Here is a 16,032-nt window from a genome sequence, read left to right on the forward strand (position 1 = left end):
CTGCCCCGATGATGTATCGTGGGCATCCATTCAATCGGGGCTAAGTACAAAGTTTTTGCTAATGGGGCAGGCCACAGTTTAATAAACCTGACAGGAGCGAGCACCGAACGCAGAGAGGTAAAGCGGATGGCAGGACTGTCGGATCCGATAGACACAGAACCCTGCTTTTCAAAAAAAATGTTTACAGATTTCTCCGCTACGGTCGAAATGGCGGAACTATATATATTTGTTCAGATTAAGAAATTGATTTTCCGAACGGTGTAAATGCTAAATTCATCAGCTTAAAATGCTGGCGACCGAAAGGAATACCTACGATGGTAATGCAAAGCAGAATTCCGAAAAATAAATGGGTTAGGGCAATCCAAAAACCGCCGCAGCAAATCCAGATCAAATTCATGATGGTAGATAGGCAGCCTGTGTTTGATGAGGTATCGGTTATTTTAACGCCAAAAGGCGCAAGACCAACAATGGCGAATTTAAAACATTGGATGCCAAAAGGAATACCTACAATGGTTAGGCAAAGGATCAAACCTCCGATAATGTATTCGAAAAAAATAAAGATGCCGCCAAAAATAATCCAGATGATATTGCCTAAAAAGTTCATTGTGTTTGTTTAGGTTAAGATTTAAGAATTTGCTTTTTGTTACAGATCAAATGATGCATTCTTAATCGATTCTCCGTAATTTGGAATCACACACAAAAGAAACACAACATGAAAAAATTAATTTTTATAGCGGCACTCGCTGCCTGCTTTGGGCTATCTGATGCCAAAGCTCAAAATGTAAATGGAAGGAAGCTAACCGATATTCATGTAGATTATATCCAGGTCCGTGCCGAAAAAAGTCTGTTAGCCAATAAACAATGGATTATATTTGAATACGGTCAAAAAAAGGGAGATTATAGCGAGCTGTACATCCGTGATGATGATGGCAATAAACTCGAATTTAATTCTGCAATTGACTGTGTTAACAAAATGAAAAACTATGGATATGAATTATTAAGCGTCTACACGGAGCAAATTGATAAAGATACTAACCGGCCAGTATACGTGTTAAAAAGAAAATAAAACTATAGCATCATTATAAACGTTTAAATTTTTTAATGTTCCATCTCATCTAAAATTAACCCTATGAACAAATTATCGGTCACTATTGTATTTTTTGCATTTATTGTGGCAGCCTTAACGGGCTGTGGCGAAAAGTTTAACGCGAAATCTGAAAAAGAATTCGAAACTTCTAAAGCTAAAATCGTAAAAAACCTGAATAAGGAAGAACAGGTAAATCTAGAGAAAGCCCTTAGGGTGATCGCCTTAGAATCGATGCGGTTAAAATGGAATGAACCTGAAAAATACAAGGGGAAATCTTTCGATAAAATTTCATTGGAAATGATTGATGGTTTAAGCTACTCGTCAGTGGTAAATCTCGCCGAAGATCTTTTGCAGGCACACAATAAAAAAGAAATCGCAAAAGTATCAGGAGAAATTGATACACTCGAAATCCAGAAAAAGGAGTTGGTCGTTAATAAACAGAAACTGGATATCTTTAAAGTAACCAGCCTGACGTTAACAGAAGATGACTTTTTTGGAGAAAAAGTTCCGGAATTGGATATTGAATATGCTTTTACAGGAAAACAAGCATTAACAGGAGGAGTGGCCATTAAGGTTGAGGTTAGGCAAATATCGACTAAAAAAGTAATTGCATCCCAGATTTGGGGTGATGCGGAAGAGGTTGGCACCTTAAGCCCGGGTGACAGCAAGAATGGTAATGTGATGCTCAGAGAGGCGAAAGAAAACAATCAGGAAAAGTGGAAAAATGTTAAATATCCTGTAGAAAATGCCAGGCTTTCAGATTTTGATCTGGAACTTGAATTACTTGCATCGAGTATTACCATAAATGGCAAAACCATAGCCTTGCCAAAATACAGCGCTGAAGATATTGATGCCGAAATTAAAAAGAAGAAAGCTGAATTAAAGGAACTTCAGGAAACTAAAGGAACTTTAGATGAACTGGAGCTAACAAACAAATAAGCTGATTTAATCTGTCATGTTGAGCTTGTAGAAACGCTTTTAAAAGTTTTTCGATAGGCTTACCATTGACAGACTCCTTTTATACGGCCGTCATTCCCGCGCAGCCGGGAATCTTAAAGCGCTTGCATTACGATTCCCAATCAAGTTGGGAATGACGATCTCTCGCAGAGAACGATTCGTAAAAAAAAGCTGTAATTAATTTTCGTTCAATAAATTAACCCTCAGTCTTGGCAAATCTGATATTTATAAAGCAGCTTGCCAATACCTATATAAAATCCAGCGTATTAAACTTCTTATTCAGAATATCAGCATTATTTACATCCAGCCATTTATCTAAAATGGTACCATAAACCTGCCTGAAATCCAATTGGTATTTTAAATCTCCGGTATCTAAATCACCCAAGTTAGGAGCTGCATTAAATATTCCTTGTTTCTTCAATTTTCCGCCAAAAACAAACATATTGTTTGCTGTTCCATGGTCGGTTCCGTTACTGGCATTTTGTTCTACTCTGCGGCCGAACTCGGAGAAGGTAATTACCAAAGTATCGTCTAATTTATTATTGGTTTTTAAGTCTTTTAAGAAAGCGGCCATACCCTCGCTGTATTGCTTGAGCAGATTTCCCTGCTGACCGACCTGGTTTACGTGGGTATCGAAACCGCTTAACGAAACATAATAAACCCTTGTTTTTAATCCCGAGGAAATAAATTTCGAAACTGTCTTTAACTGGTTGGCAAAACCCGAGTTAGGATATGTTGATTTAGACTGATAAACTTTGGAAGTATTCTGTATATAATTGGCTGATGACGAGGTTTCGATCATGGTTTTGTACAAGTAGCCCAAATTATCTTCATCCAAATGCTCTTTATCATTTTGCAGCATGGCCTTAAAGAACGGGTCGTTCGTATTACGGAATAAGGCTGCAGGATCTTTTAATGCAATTCCTTTTTTGGTTTGCCCTTTCATGGCCAGAGAAAGTGAGTCATCAACTTCTATCGCGGTATAAGGGAATTTACAGGTTTGACAATTGCTGTCCAAATAGCGGCCAATCCATCCGGTGGATAAAAATTGATTACTATCACTACCGGTTTGCCAGATATCCATCGAACGGAAGTGCGACCGGTCTGGGTTAGGGTAGCCAACATCGTTAATGATGGTCATCCAGCCTTGATCATGTATTTCCTGCAGCGCAGCCATATTTGGGTTTAAGCCCTGCATATCGTTCAATTTGATCACTTCTTCAGGCTTAATGGCGATACTACTTCTTTTTTGATAATAAATGTCATTTCCAAATGGAACGACTGTATTTAAGCCGTCATTTCCGCCGGAAAGCTGCACCACAACCAGGTTTTTATAGAGGCTCAATTCATCAAGTGCCATGGCCTCAAGTGGTTTCATAAAAGCCGGAACGAATAGCGTACCTGCTGCAACAAATCCTGTATTTCTTAAAAAATTTCTTCTGTTCATCTTGTTGGTGTTTTAGTTCACTTGTTCATTGGCTGATGGTTCATAGTTTTATAGTTGATGGCCTGGGTGTTTAGCGAAACCGATATGAACAATGAGCCATCAACCAATTCATCTAGCACAACTGATACTCCGGCATACTCGTAATCTCAACCGCAGTACTCCGCAGTCCTTTATTATCACTTACCATGGCCGTGATTTTATCGTTTAATTTTGGTTGTAATAAAAACTCGGTGAGCGCTAATGGCGTTAATCCTTTCGGCAAGGTGCCTAAAAATTTAGGCCAATCGGCATTTGCGTTAACGTATGATTTTGGTTTTGTATTGGCGTTGGCATTGGTGGTTGCTACCCTGCTTAGTGCAATTACGGCCTCATCTTCGGGATCTGCCTTGCCGCTAAAATCGATTTCTCCGTCATTTAACACAAGTGAAGGAATCCGCATCCTTAACATTAACGATGAGCTATCGATCCAGCTTTGTCCGCCTGGCCAGCCTGCAACATTGGGCGGGTTAAATAAATATTGCCCCAAACTGCTTTGTAGCTGTATTAAAACCTGTGGTTTGTTATAAGTAACATAAAACTCCCGACTTAAACCCACTAAAAATTCGGCTGGCGATTTAATTTTTGTGCCTACATTTTCCGGGCTATAAAACCAATCAGAAGTAAACATTTTTTTCATCATCGAAGCAATGTCGTATTTCGAATTGTAAAAATGTGTGGCTAGTTCTTTAACATGTTCCTCATTTGGGTTGTCATTAACAAAGAACTTATATACTTTCCAGGCAATAAATTGTGCGGTTTCTGGTTTTTCAAGAATAATATCAATGATGTTTTCGCCTTCAAAATTCCCGATTTTACCGAAAAAGGTTTTTGTACCGGTATCGTGCTGGTTATTTCTAAAAATAAACGAACCATCTTTATCATACATCCAGCCGGTAAATGAGCGGGCAGATTCTTTAATGTCCTGCTCGGTATAATTTCCCCTTCCTAATGTAAAAAGCTCCATAAGTTCGCGGGCAAAATTCTCATTAGGCTTACCTTTTTTATTCTGCTGGTTATTGAGGTATTGCAACATTGCAGGCGATTTAGAAACTTCAATCAATAAGGTTTTAAAGCTTCCTAAGGCATTTGCTCTTTGAATGTTGTTTAGTTGTTGTGCAAAATAGGGATTGTTGCTGCGGCACGCAAAATGACCATGCCAAAAGAGCGTCATCTTTTCCCTCAACGGAGCATCCGTATTAATCATCTTGGTAATGAAGGCAATATTCAGGTCGCGGCTCACATCGTTTTGCTCGCGTATAATCTGCTGACGCATTTTCTTTTCATCATCCGTCAGGTCTTTTTTAGCATATAAACCTGCCTGTACCAAAAGCTGCCGTTTTGATTCAAAATCATTTACTAAATTGATGGGATCGTCTTTTTGGGAATCTTTAAGCAAGTTATCTACTACTTTATCAAGTTTTTTTTTGCTTAATTTTTGTAAGTCGGTATAAGAAATACCGAAGCCGGCCCGATTGTAAAGATGTTTTACTTTTAAGAAATTATCTTTTGTGCTCATCATGGACTGTTTTTACAATATGACTTATTTAGAACGTCAGGGTTTAATCTTTGTTTTCTTTCTTATTTTCGCCTATGTTTTTTCAACTCTTAGATAATCACCCTGGTTTCCCTGATCCAGCTTTGGCAGAAGAGGATGGTTTGCTGGCCATTGGTGGAGATCTAAGTATGGAAAGATTGCTGGTTGCCTATTCTAACGGGATATTTCCGTGGTTTAGCGAAGGCGAACCAATCCTTTGGTATTCGCCACACGAGCGTTGTGTGATTTATCCTGATAAAATCAAAATCAGTAAAAGCATGCAGAAAATTTTAAAACACGAGGTTTTTGACATTACTTTTAACCAGGCTTTTGCCGAAGTGATCCGGAATTGTGCAACCACGGAAAGAAAGGGGCAGGATGGAACCTGGATTACAAACGAGATGCAACAGGCTTACATCCATCTTCATCAGCAGGGTTATGCCCACAGTGTAGAAGTTTGGCTGGAAAATCAATTGGTTGGTGGTTTATATGGACTTAAAGTTAACCGCGTGTTTTGTGGTGAAAGTATGTTTAGTCATGTCAGTAATGCTTCAAAAGCTGCCCTTATTTTTTTAAGCAAAATGAATATTGATTTGATTGACTGTCAGTTGCCAAATGACCATTTGGTGAGTTTGGGTGCAGAAATGATCAGCAGGGAGTTGTATATGGAAATGCTAGAGGTTCATTAATACCTAGACGCTTTTAGTTTGTCATTTTATTTGAAGCGCAGCTTCCTACAGCTATTTAGGTTTCTTCCCGCTTTACGTTTTACTTCTCCCGGTGCTATTTTCAGTGCCTATTGATTGGTGAAGAACCGGGATGCGTGCTCACTTCAATCGGGGCTAGGAAACTATGCCTGCGTTAATATTCCCGGTTAATTGCCTAATCCTTAAATAATCTGTTTACAATTATCCGTCAAATTCTTCTATAAAACAAAACCTGCAAGCTTTTGGCCTGCAGGTTCTTATTGTTGTTTTGTTGAAATTATAATTCGCTATCGTATCAGTTTGTAACGGGGATGTATGTACTTCACATTTTTAATGTGGTAAGCGATAAAATCGCTATTCTAATTAACCCTCTGTACAAGCAAGGAGCATCTAATTATAGTTCTCTTACCCAGATGTTTCTGTAGCTAATGGCAGGGCTTGGGTCTCCGTGATCTTGTAATTTGATTGAGGAAGGGCCATGCTTTTTATATTCAGGAGCACCGATGTATCTCGTTGCACCTTTTAATACAAATCCGTTCTGTAAAAGTACTCCATTTAAAAATAAAGTAACACTTGCTGGTTTTTGTACTGTTCCATCTTCATTAAAACGTGGCGCATTCCAAATGATATCATAATATTGCCATTCACCAGGTTTTTTGTTGGCATTAGCTAGAGGAACCGCTTGTTTATAAACGCTACCTGTTTGTCCGTTCACATAGGTTTTGTTGTTATAAACATCTAAAATCTGGATTTCATAACCATCATCACCACCACCAGTTGAAGCTAAAAACACTCCGCTATTTCCACGCGCCTGACCTTCGCCGGAAATGTTTTCAGGGATTTTCCATTCCAGATGCAGTTGGTAATCTGTAAACTTTTTATTTGTTTCGATGTTTCCTGTTCCTTTTTTTACGGTAAAAAACCCATCGTCAATTGTCCACGCAGCCGGTTTAGATGGGTCTTTAACAGAGTGCCATGCATCTAAATTTCTACCATTAAAAAGAATTATAGCATCAGATGGTGCATCTTGAGGCAGTTTACCTGGTGTAACAATTTTAGGGACTGGCTCCCAAACCTCCGTTGCTTTAGGGTCATTGGCAGGATCTGGTTTCTTATCTTGCGCCATAGCTCGCCCTGCAAAAAGTGCAGGAATGAATAATAGTGTGTACTTGTTCATGATTGTGGTTTAACTTGTTAAAGTTAACCAGTTTATTAACAAATGGAAATTTAGTATTTAAAATTTTACCCTAAATCGTCAACAACATAGGTTTCACTTATAATTACTTCGTCAGGGGCAACATCTTCTCTGCGTTGTTCTGCTAAATCACGCATTGGGCAATAGCCCGTAATGCCACGGTACAGTAATCCTGCACCAATTGCAGCACCAGTTAATCCAATTACAGGATGCGAAAAAATGCTGGTAATGCCTTTAAAAAGTAAATATGTCCCTGCTGCGCCTGATAACCAACGCTCGGATTTTGAAACATTTTCGAATAACTCTGGATATTTCCATGCTTCTTTAACATTATTTACTGCAGTATTAAAATCTTGATTTGTCATGATGGTAGAATTTATGTACTACTGTATAACAAGTAAGGAGGGAATGAGTTTGAAAAGAATTTTAAATTGTTTTTTCGATAAGATTTATCGTTATTTCGGGCGGAGTGCAACGGAATGGAGAAATCTAAATTGGTAATCAGTCATTCTGAATACAATGAAGAATCTATAAGCTATGAAATACAGGATCTGCACCTATTCAATAAAGATCCTTCATTGCATTCAGGATGACAATCTATCTTATTAAAGCTTAATTCAATATATCCCTGATATCCTCTTTACTCAAAGATTTAAAGAAACTTTCTTCTGTGGTGATCAATGAATTTGCTAAAGATTTTTTACGGTTCTGTAAAGCCAGGATTTTCTCCTCAACGGTATCTTTTGCGATGAATTTATAGATAAAAACCTTTTTGTCCTGGCCAATACGGTGTGTCCTATCGATGGCCTGTTGCTCTACAGCAGGGTTCCACCATGGATCTAGAATAAAAACATAATCGGCCTGTGTGAGGTTTAAACCTACGCCACCGGCTTTTATCGAGATCAGGAAAACCTTTAAGTCGGTATTCTGCTGAAATTCAGAAACGATCTCACCACGGTTACGGGTTGATCCATCCAAATACGCAAAAGGAATATTTTCGGCCTCAAAGTGTTTTTTGAAGATATCCAGGTGTTTTACGAACTGAGAAAAAACCAAAACCTTGTGTCCGCCCTTAAGCACGTTATCTAAAGTGTGGATTACGTTTTCAAATTTGCCTGAATCGGAGATATACTCTCCATCGATCATAACAGGGTGGTTGGCCAACTGACGTAAAGCGGTTAATCCCTGTAAAAGCTGCACCTGCTTTTGTGCAAAAGTTCCATCATCCATACTCTGCAATAGATCGTTGCGATAGGCCGATTTGGTTTTTTCGTAATATGCCGCCTGGTCTTCGCTCATGTCGCAATAAATTACCTGCTCCGTTTTTGGCGGTAACTCTGCAGCCACTTGTTCTTTCGTTCTGCGGAGTACAAAAGGTTTGATGATGGATTGGAGTTTACGCGCTTTTTCTTCGTCCTTTTTCTTTTCTATCGCCTGCACATATTCTTCGTAGAAAAATGCCTGCGTACCTAATAAACCAGGATTTAAAAAAGTTAACTGCGACCACAAATCACTTACTGAATTTTCTACAGGTGTACCGCTCAGAATCAGTTTGTGTTTCGATTTTAAGCTTCTAACGGCTTTAAACGATTTTGATGCCGGGTTTTTAATGTTTTGACTTTCATCAAGAATGATGTAGTTGAAATAGAAATTTTTCAACTCATCTATATCAACCCTGGTTACACCGTAGGTGGTAATGATAATATCGTAATTGGCAAAATTGGCTACATCTTTATTGCGATTTGTACCTGTATGTGCTAATATTTTAAGCTTTGGTGTAAATTTTCTTGCCTCTGTTAACCAGTTGTAAATTAAAGAGGTTGGCATAATGATCAGCGATGTAGTTTGTGTGCCCAACAGTTGATCGTCTTCTTTAACTTTTTGAAGCATAGCCAAAGTCTGGATGGTTTTACCCAAACCCATATCATCAGCTAAACAGCCGCCAAAATTATACTCGCGTAAAAAGCTGAACCAGTTGTAGCCTGCTTTCTGATAATCGCGTAAAGTTCCTTTAAAGTGAACTGGCATCTGCGTATCGGCTATATCTTCAAAATCCGAAAGACGCTGAAGTTTACGCTCGAGGGTAACATTAGCCAGGCTATCTTCTGCCAGATCGTTGATTAAACCGATATGGTGTTTCTTTAATTTGAGCGTTTGTCCGGTTTCTGCCAAACTAAACAGACTACCGTATTGAGTAAACCATTTATCGGGAATAATGGCCACTTCACCATCAGGTAATAAAAATTCGCGCTTTTTATGTAAAATATGTTGTTTTAAGGATAAGAAAGGGATCTGATATTTTCCAAACCAAACCACGGCATGGATATCGAACCAATCGTTTCCTTCTTTAACTTCAAGATCGATTTTGCTGGCACCTAATACAAATTTTTTCTGCCCGGTGGCCTGTTCAATTTCAAAACCTGATGCCTCCAAGATTTCGATATGCTCATTTACCCAATTTATTGCGCCGTAACTTGGGTTTTCATCCGCTGAAGCTACTTCAAGGTTACTGAATAATGAACTCGTTTTTTTAAGTCCTAAGGATAACAATAGATTAAACTGTTTTTTCTCCCATTCAGCTGAACGTTTGATGCGGTGGAAAATATAGTTATCGGCCGTTTTTTCTAAACGCACAGTTACTTTATGTGCGTTTTCGACAGGGAAGGTATATTCACCATATTTAAAGTACAACTGAATTTGCGAAAGACCACCATCTACATATAAAACCTTGATTACCGGTATAGCCTCAAATTGTTCGGTTCTAATCTCGAAACCTTCGGCATACACATGGTGTTTCTCTATTAATGGTGCAACAAATTTTTCGAAATAAGTAGCTTCAGTTGTTTTGGGTATGGCAATAAAGCGTTTATTTAAAAAAGGTTGTAATTTCTTGCCTTCAATATCCTGATCAAAAAAGTATAACACATCGTTCAGCAATAACCAGGCAGGTTTGTTGCTAATGATCTGCGCTTCTTTAAACATGAATTCGATGCGCAGGTTCTGGTACTTGATGGTCGGGAAATAACGGGTTTCAGTTTCATTCCTGCGGAAATGGAAAAGGATGGATGCAGGTTCGCCGGCAAGTTCGATTTTGCGTTCTACCGGCCAGCCATCTTTATCCATTACATAAAGCTCATTTTTGACCTTTAAGATTTCTAAAGCTTCAGCAAGTTTCTTTTCAATTTTCGGACGAACATTCTCATAGAATTTATCGTCGAAGATTTTGGTAAAGAATTCAGTAGGCCTGATTAATTTTTTATAATACTTTTTAATCAGCGAATCCTGCTCAATATCATCCAAAATTTTGATCAGCTTATAATCGATCTCACTTAAACAGGCATTAAACTCTTCTGCCGTGTGGGTAAAAATCCGTTGGTAGGTAAAAGAAAAATCGCCCTGGGGATTAAGCTGAACTACGTGAGGTTCAATTAAATAGCCAAGGTACTCATGTTTGCACAAAGAGTACACTACTTTACAGGCTTTAGAACTATCGACACGTAACATTGATGGATATAAAATTTTTGTAAGCTAAGCCGCTTAAAAAACTTTAAACTTACAATATTTTGAGATTACATCAAAAGAACTGGCCGTTTTTGGGATAAAAAATATAGGGCTTTTTAACCTGCAATGAAAAACCAACTGTGATGCAATAGTTTAATTCACGAATATTAATCGAGTTGCTAAAATATCCGGCTTTTCATGCAAATATTAATACGTAATAATTGCCGGCAACTTATTATCTTAGCTCTTAGATTGGTAGGTTTATTATTATCAGTCGGTTAACGCATCATCGCAGCTTAAATGAAGTTTTTTTACACGCTCTCTGTGTTCACTTGTCTGTTTTTTTCTGGCTATGGACAGGAAATTCCAAGAAGTACCCAATATATTTTTAACAATATCCTGTTGAACCCTGCATTATCGGGTATTGACAACTATACTGATTTAAAAATCGGTCTGCGAAAACAATGGAGCGGTTTGGAAGGCTCACCAAGTACGCAATACCTTTCTTTAAGTACAGCCATAGGTGAAGATTTTGTGCGTAGCAACGTAAATTCATTTGCGGGCAATGGCGAAAACCCGATGAGCAGGAGTTTTGTAAACAACTATACGGCTGCTGAGCCTCACCATGGCATTGGTCTTGTCGCAATGACAGATAAGGCGGGTTTAATCAGGCAGACCAATGCGGACGTAACTTATGCTTATCACCTTGGCCTTACTAATGAAATCAATTTATCGCTGGGTTTATCTGCAGGGTTTAAATCGATCAATGTTGATGTACGTGGAATTGTTGCTGATGAATCGGGCGATCCGTTATTTTCTGCCGATTACAACAATAAAATCAGGCCTGATGTTGGCGCTGGTGTTTGGTTGTATAGTCCCAGGTTTTTTGCAGGTGTTTCGGCGAAACAGCTTATTGGTAGTAAAAGCAGTGTTGTTGGCAATAAAATCAAGATTGATGCTTATCAGGCAGCTACTTTTTATGGTACTGCTGGTTACAAAATATTCCTGGATGAGGATATTGCCATGATTCCATCGGCATTGATTACCTATTGGGCTAATGCTCCTGCTGCGTTTGATGCCAACCTGAAATTTGCCTATAAAGATAAATTCTGGGTAGGAACCAGTTTCAGAAACAATGATTCTTTCTCGCTTCTGGCAGGGTTTAATGTAGCCTCGCTGGTAAACCTGAGTTATTCGTATGATGTAAATACTTCAGGGTTACGCTCGGTAAATAACGGGACCCACGAAATTGTATTGGGTATTTTATTAAACAACCGTTATCAGGTAGCCTGCCCAAGCAGGCAGTTTTAACGTAAAAGTGTAATACTGCCGCCTAGTGGTTTGCATTCGGCCCGGAGATCAATAACATAATAATAAACCCCCGCTGGTAATTCCTTATCCCTGAAGCGGCCATCAAATGGCTTGTTGTAATTGCCGATAGATTCGTACACCAGCTGACCGCCGCGGGTATAAACTTTGATGTTGATCCCTTTAAAATCGGGTAATCCGCGAACCTGCCAAACGTCGTTCATGCCATCGCCATTTGGTGTCATGGTGTTGGTAATTTCCAGGTTATCGTGCGTTACTTCTACATGCACTTTGATAAACTCACTGGTACAGGCTCCAAGTTTTCTCCGTACATAATAATCGGCCGTTTTCGCCACTTTAAATTTAAATACACCTATGGTACTTTCTAAAAATGGCTTGGTATCATCAAGTTTTTCGAATAACTGATAGGTGCCTTCTTCCGGAGCGATTACAGGCAGCACAATATCAGAAACATAACAAACACGGAGATCATTAATAACAGGAGTGAGGATTTTAAATGGCTCATCAACAATGGTAAACGGCTCGCTGATGGCGTAACCGCAGGTTGTTTTGTCTTTAACTTCCAATCGATATGTTCCGGCACCAATTTTGGTTAAATCTTGTGTAAACTGAACAGCTTCGCCAGTCTCGTTTAACCATCTAAAAGTATAACCCGGTACACCGCCAATTACCTCAACGCCGGTAACCGAACCTCTTTGCAGGGTACAGCCATCTTTTACCGTTGTTCCGGTTTTAGGTACAATGGTAAGCAGCGGAGTTACCTCTATGGTGTAAGGCCCCATAATAACCGGGCTACAGTTATTAATATCGTAGGCGTACATGGTATAAGTGCCACCAGGTAAATTTTTAAGGGAAATGGAAGTGGTTGTTTTTGTGCTTAAAACAATGTTGCCTGCCTGATCTTTCCATTCATACCGATAAGGAAGGGCTGAGCTAAAATCCAGATCAATGGTTCCATTAATTAATCCACAGGTTGTTGGCGATTCGCGGTGCGAAAAGTTATAAACCGGAAGTGGTGTTGCGGTTACTACAAAATCTCGTGGAACCCGTGGGCAGGTTGACTTGCTGTTGCTTGCCCAAAGCCTGTAAGAACCAGCTTTTAGGTTTTCAATTAATAAAGAAGTTCCTGCGGAGTAAGTACCTTTTTTAATGGTAATCCCATCGAGTCCGATCCATTCGTAACCATCAGCATCAGTCAGTGAGATTCCACCTATGGCGCCATTGCTGCTGTTACAGGTTTCATTTTTTCTGATCGAAGCATCGCTGATCTGGATGGTATTATCAGTAATGATAAAATAAGAAGCAGAAGTAGATCCACATTCACCCTGATCGGTTACTACAATGGTATAATTACCACCTTCAACATTTTCGAGGTCGGCGGTGGTCGCAATTACATCACCTAAAGCGCCGGTAAGAAGATCTGGTTTATACCATTTATAAGTAATTGTTCCAGTGAAGTCGGTAAATTTTAAATCCTTTATTGCACCATTTTGGCTGCCACAAGTTGCGTGTTTAGGTGATGTAGTACTGGTGATGATAATTTTTGGTTTTCTTTTAACCGTAATCGGATCTGAATCCAGCGAGCAGTTTGCTTCATCCGATACTTTAACGAGGTAAGTGCCTTCTGGCAAACTAGCGGGGTTGCTTCTGCTTACCACAGCATTTGTTGCGGTATTTATCCATTCATATTTTAACACACCTTTTCCCCTTAAAACTTCTGCATTAAATGTAAAAGAGGTTTGTCCGCATATTGGAAATACTGGCTGAATATTGGGTTTGGTTAATTTTTGATCTTTAATGATAAACACCGAAGGAAACGCTTTACAGCCATCGTCAACAGTTACTTCATAAGTTCCAACCTCTAAATTAGTGATACTTTGTGTATTTCCTTTAGGTACCCTGCTGCCATCAGTTTCTATCTTTACCCAGGTAAAAGTAAAACCTTCACGTGGCTCCGGGATAGTGATTGATCCATTGGCATTACAGGTTACAGGTTCAACTATGGCTTCATTTGCCAAAAGCTCGGTGGTTGAAAATGGAGAAGTAGTGGCATTTAATAAACTGGCCGTTGCGGTAACCATTCCGGTAAGGGTTCCGTTATATTCCCAACGACCGTCACTACCAGCCTGTACTGTGGCAATATGGGTTTTACCCTCGCAGATACCCTGACAGTTTACAGTATAAAACAGTTCTACTTCAGAATTGGGAGTAGCCCTGCCAGAAACGTAGTCATTCCTTTTCTTAAGGATCTGAATATAAGGCTGAAGAATAGTTAAGGTTTTTCCGATTCCAAACGTCCTGTTACAAAAGAAACTATTCCTTGTAATTTTTACAGGTTTTGAAGATACAGTTTCAACCCCAAAGCTGTTATTGGCAATTATGTTTGCTTCGGCAGGTGTTGCGCCACCGATGGTTCCACCTGCACCCGTTTCTATTTTAATACCGATGCCATTGCCCATTACTACAGTTCCTGCGGCATCTGTTCCGATAGCATTGCCTGTTAAAATAAAGTCTGAATTGGTTACCGAAACGCCTGTAGTTCTGTTCCCTCCGATAATATTGTTGCGCACATAAAGTGCCGTATTTACTGCATTAACTTTTAACCCTGCAATTTCTAAAGCGGAAGAAGAAAGAAATATCGGTAATTCATGGAAGTCTTTTTTACCAGTATAATCTACCCCGATTTTATTATTGATCACGTTGATATCAAACCTTGCGTTAGTGGAGTACGAAGATCGGGTGATATCTAAATTAATCCGGTTTGCAGCAATTACGTTGCCTTCGCCGGTATTATCACCCCCAACATCTAAAGCACTATCGTATAAATTGGCAGAGATACCATAAACATTCGTGTTTGGGGTTATTCCATCATATATCACCCCGATTAAGTTCGATTGGATCTTAATTTTTGTGGCGGTGATTGTGGTAAAATAATAGCTGTTCTGAACAATAATACCATTAATGTTACCTCCAATAACATTTCCTTTATTTGGAGCACCGATAGTAATATTATTTGCACGATAATCGATTACAATTCCCGAGCCCTGAGCCATATTTACATTTTGTAAATTATTGATGGCAGCAAAATTCCTGATATACAAACCATAAACTTCAACCCCTGTTGTTTGGGTTTGAGTGGTTGACGACTGGCCGATGATCAATCCTGAAAATGTAGAATTAGGGTATTCTGGTTCCAATATTACTTTTGCTCCGGAGACACCTAGAGCGGGCCATGCTGCCTGTGAGGTGCCATCAATTACTACATTTGAAGAAACCACAGGCAATGCCGAACGTAATCTAATGGTGCGGTTCGCATTATCGCTTGGATTGCCGGGTAAATTAAAATTGATGGTAAAAGTAGTGATCCTATTAGCTATAGCCGCTTGTGTTAATCCCTCCCTTAATGTTCCAGTGCCGCTATCGGCATTACTGGTAACCACGTAAGTTTGAGCGTAAACATTATTAATGAAAAATAAGCCCATAAATAGGGCCAGCAGTTTTGAGAGACGCATAAAAATGTTTGGTACAGCCAAAATACAAATAAAAGTTTAGTGGCTAGGGTTTTAGTTCACAAACCTACATTATTTTTCTGAAAATGAGTTGCCTTGGTTTTTTACCATCGAGCTCACCGAGGCAGACACAGAAAACATGGCATTGGGAATCTATCGTATTAATCTGGTTTTATAGATCTTTTGTTGTGTTAATATAGAAAGACTCCAATAGAATAGTCGTCATCTCGACTTTTCGCTGGAGGCTGTATTATAAATTGGAATTTAATCGAATTTGTCACGTTGAGCTTAGCCTGTACTAAGCTTGACGAAGTATCTAAATGCCTTGTAAAACATTTAAAACAGGTCATTTGATAAGCTACCCTTTAATTACTTTATTATTTGCGCCCAGCTAGGCCATAGTACAATATCTCCGTTCTACTTAAATCCGGCCTAACAAATTTTTAGGGTTGCACTGCTTAAGCCAACCAACTAGCTTCGAAAGAAAAATTTTAAGCCGGCAGTTTTTGTTTCTTCTTAATGCCAAAAAGAAAGAGCCCTTCGGAGTCGGCGAGCCGAGGCAAGACCGAGCCCTGGGACAAGAGAAGACAATTATACGTCACTCATATTGATTTTAAAAAATTAATTAACCCTCAGGATGGCAATTCTATTATTTATGAGGTAGCCTCTTAATAATTATGCGTTTTTAACGATTTGCAAGAGCGCATCTCATTTTAAAGATCCTTCG

General features: G+C 39.1%; 11 protein-coding genes. 4 read left to right on the plus strand and 7 right to left on the minus strand.

The features are described 5' to 3' along the window. Window positions 1–235: 235 nt before the first annotated feature. Window positions 236–604, minus strand: coding sequence for a YccF domain-containing protein (locus tag FFJ24_RS23600; protein WP_138819563.1), 369 nt, complete (start codon window positions 602–604; stop codon window positions 236–238). A gap of 108 nt (window positions 605–712) precedes the next feature. Between FFJ24_RS23600 and FFJ24_RS23605 the strand changes: the two genes are divergently transcribed. Together FFJ24_RS23605 and FFJ24_RS23610 are read left to right on the plus strand one after the other, a co-directional pair. Further along, complete coding sequence (locus FFJ24_RS23605) at window positions 713–1,066, plus strand: hypothetical protein (RefSeq protein ID WP_138819564.1); 354 nt, start codon at window positions 713–715, stop codon at window positions 1,064–1,066. A 63-nt stretch (window positions 1,067–1,129) separates the two neighbouring features. Next, on the plus strand, window positions 1,130–2,026 hold the full coding sequence (locus FFJ24_RS23610) for a DUF6694 family lipoprotein (protein WP_138819565.1): 897 nt from the start codon (window positions 1,130–1,132) through the stop codon (window positions 2,024–2,026). Window positions 2,027–2,291: 265 nt separating this feature from the next. On the opposite strand, the gene FFJ24_RS23615 is transcribed toward FFJ24_RS23610, so the two are convergent. Both FFJ24_RS23615 and FFJ24_RS23620 read right to left on the minus strand, forming a co-directional pair. Then, on the minus strand, window positions 2,292–3,491 hold the full coding sequence (locus FFJ24_RS23615; RefSeq protein ID WP_138819566.1) for a DUF1501 domain-containing protein: 1,200 nt from the start codon (window positions 3,489–3,491) through the stop codon (window positions 2,292–2,294). Between the two features lie 112 nt (window positions 3,492–3,603). Then, the gene (locus tag FFJ24_RS23620; protein WP_138819567.1) at window positions 3,604–5,049 is read right to left on the minus strand and encodes a DUF1800 family protein; all 1,446 of its coding nucleotides are present in this window, start codon (window positions 5,047–5,049) and stop codon (window positions 3,604–3,606) included. A 71-nt stretch (window positions 5,050–5,120) separates the two neighbouring features. On the opposite strand from FFJ24_RS23620, the gene aat reads away from it, so the two are divergent. Further along, entirely contained in the window at window positions 5,121–5,753 is a 633-nt protein-coding gene (gene aat, locus FFJ24_RS23625) for a leucyl/phenylalanyl-tRNA--protein transferase (protein WP_138819568.1), read from the plus strand. Between the two features lie 412 nt (window positions 5,754–6,165). On the opposite strand, the gene FFJ24_RS23630 is transcribed toward aat, so the two are convergent. From FFJ24_RS23630 to FFJ24_RS23640, 3 genes are all read right to left on the minus strand, one after another. After that, window positions 6,166–6,948 (minus strand): DUF1080 domain-containing protein, encoded by a 783-nt coding sequence (locus FFJ24_RS23630; RefSeq protein ID WP_138819569.1) that lies wholly within the window; start codon window positions 6,946–6,948, stop codon window positions 6,166–6,168. Window positions 6,949–7,013: 65 nt separating this feature from the next. Beyond that, the gene (locus FFJ24_RS23635; protein WP_121284384.1) at window positions 7,014–7,331 is read right to left on the minus strand and encodes a DUF2892 domain-containing protein; all 318 of its coding nucleotides are present in this window, start codon (window positions 7,329–7,331) and stop codon (window positions 7,014–7,016) included. Between the two features lie 247 nt (window positions 7,332–7,578). Next, the gene (locus tag FFJ24_RS23640) at window positions 7,579–10,470 is read right to left on the minus strand and encodes a DEAD/DEAH box helicase (protein WP_138819570.1); all 2,892 of its coding nucleotides are present in this window, start codon (window positions 10,468–10,470) and stop codon (window positions 7,579–7,581) included. A 297-nt stretch (window positions 10,471–10,767) separates the two neighbouring features. Here FFJ24_RS23640 and FFJ24_RS23645 point away from each other — a divergent pair, with 297 nt between their 5' ends. Further along, on the plus strand, window positions 10,768–11,778 hold the full coding sequence (locus FFJ24_RS23645) for a type IX secretion system membrane protein PorP/SprF (RefSeq protein ID WP_138819571.1): 1,011 nt from the start codon (window positions 10,768–10,770) through the stop codon (window positions 11,776–11,778). Here the strand turns inward: FFJ24_RS23645 and FFJ24_RS23650 are convergent. Further along, window positions 11,775–15,308 (minus strand): gliding motility-associated C-terminal domain-containing protein, encoded by a 3,534-nt coding sequence (locus FFJ24_RS23650; RefSeq protein WP_138819572.1) that lies wholly within the window; start codon window positions 15,306–15,308, stop codon window positions 11,775–11,777. The genes FFJ24_RS23645 and FFJ24_RS23650 overlap by 4 nt on opposite strands. Window positions 15,309–16,032: the final 724 nt, after the last annotated feature.

It is taken from the genome of Pedobacter sp. KBS0701, from assembly GCF_005938645.2.
GTDB lineage: Bacteria > Bacteroidota > Bacteroidia > Sphingobacteriales > Sphingobacteriaceae > Pedobacter.

What these genes read in the sequence shown, in the direction of transcription:
- FFJ24_RS23600 (WP_138819563.1), bottom strand. Translation starts at nt 604, where the DNA reads ATGAACTTTTTAGGCAATATCATCTGGATTATTTTTGGCGGCATCTTT.
- FFJ24_RS23605 (WP_138819564.1), top strand. Translation starts at nt 713, where the DNA reads ATGAAAAAATTAATTTTTATAGCGGCACTCGCTGCCTGCTTTGGGCTA.
- FFJ24_RS23610 (WP_138819565.1), top strand. Translation starts at nt 1,130, where the DNA reads ATGAACAAATTATCGGTCACTATTGTATTTTTTGCATTTATTGTGGCA.
- FFJ24_RS23615 (WP_138819566.1), bottom strand. Translation starts at nt 3,491, where the DNA reads ATGAACAGAAGAAATTTTTTAAGAAATACAGGATTTGTTGCAGCAGGT.
- FFJ24_RS23620 (WP_138819567.1), bottom strand. Translation starts at nt 5,049, where the DNA reads ATGATGAGCACAAAAGATAATTTCTTAAAAGTAAAACATCTTTACAAT.
- aat (WP_138819568.1), top strand. Translation starts at nt 5,121, where the DNA reads ATGTTTTTTCAACTCTTAGATAATCACCCTGGTTTCCCTGATCCAGCT.
- FFJ24_RS23630 (WP_138819569.1), bottom strand. Translation starts at nt 6,948, where the DNA reads ATGAACAAGTACACACTATTATTCATTCCTGCACTTTTTGCAGGGCGA.
- FFJ24_RS23635 (WP_121284384.1), bottom strand. Translation starts at nt 7,331, where the DNA reads ATGACAAATCAAGATTTTAATACTGCAGTAAATAATGTTAAAGAAGCA.
- FFJ24_RS23640 (WP_138819570.1), bottom strand. Translation starts at nt 10,470, where the DNA reads ATGTTACGTGTCGATAGTTCTAAAGCCTGTAAAGTAGTGTACTCTTTG.
- FFJ24_RS23645 (WP_138819571.1), top strand. Translation starts at nt 10,768, where the DNA reads ATGAAGTTTTTTTACACGCTCTCTGTGTTCACTTGTCTGTTTTTTTCT.
- FFJ24_RS23650 (WP_138819572.1), bottom strand. Translation starts at nt 15,308, where the DNA reads ATGCGTCTCTCAAAACTGCTGGCCCTATTTATGGGCTTATTTTTCATT.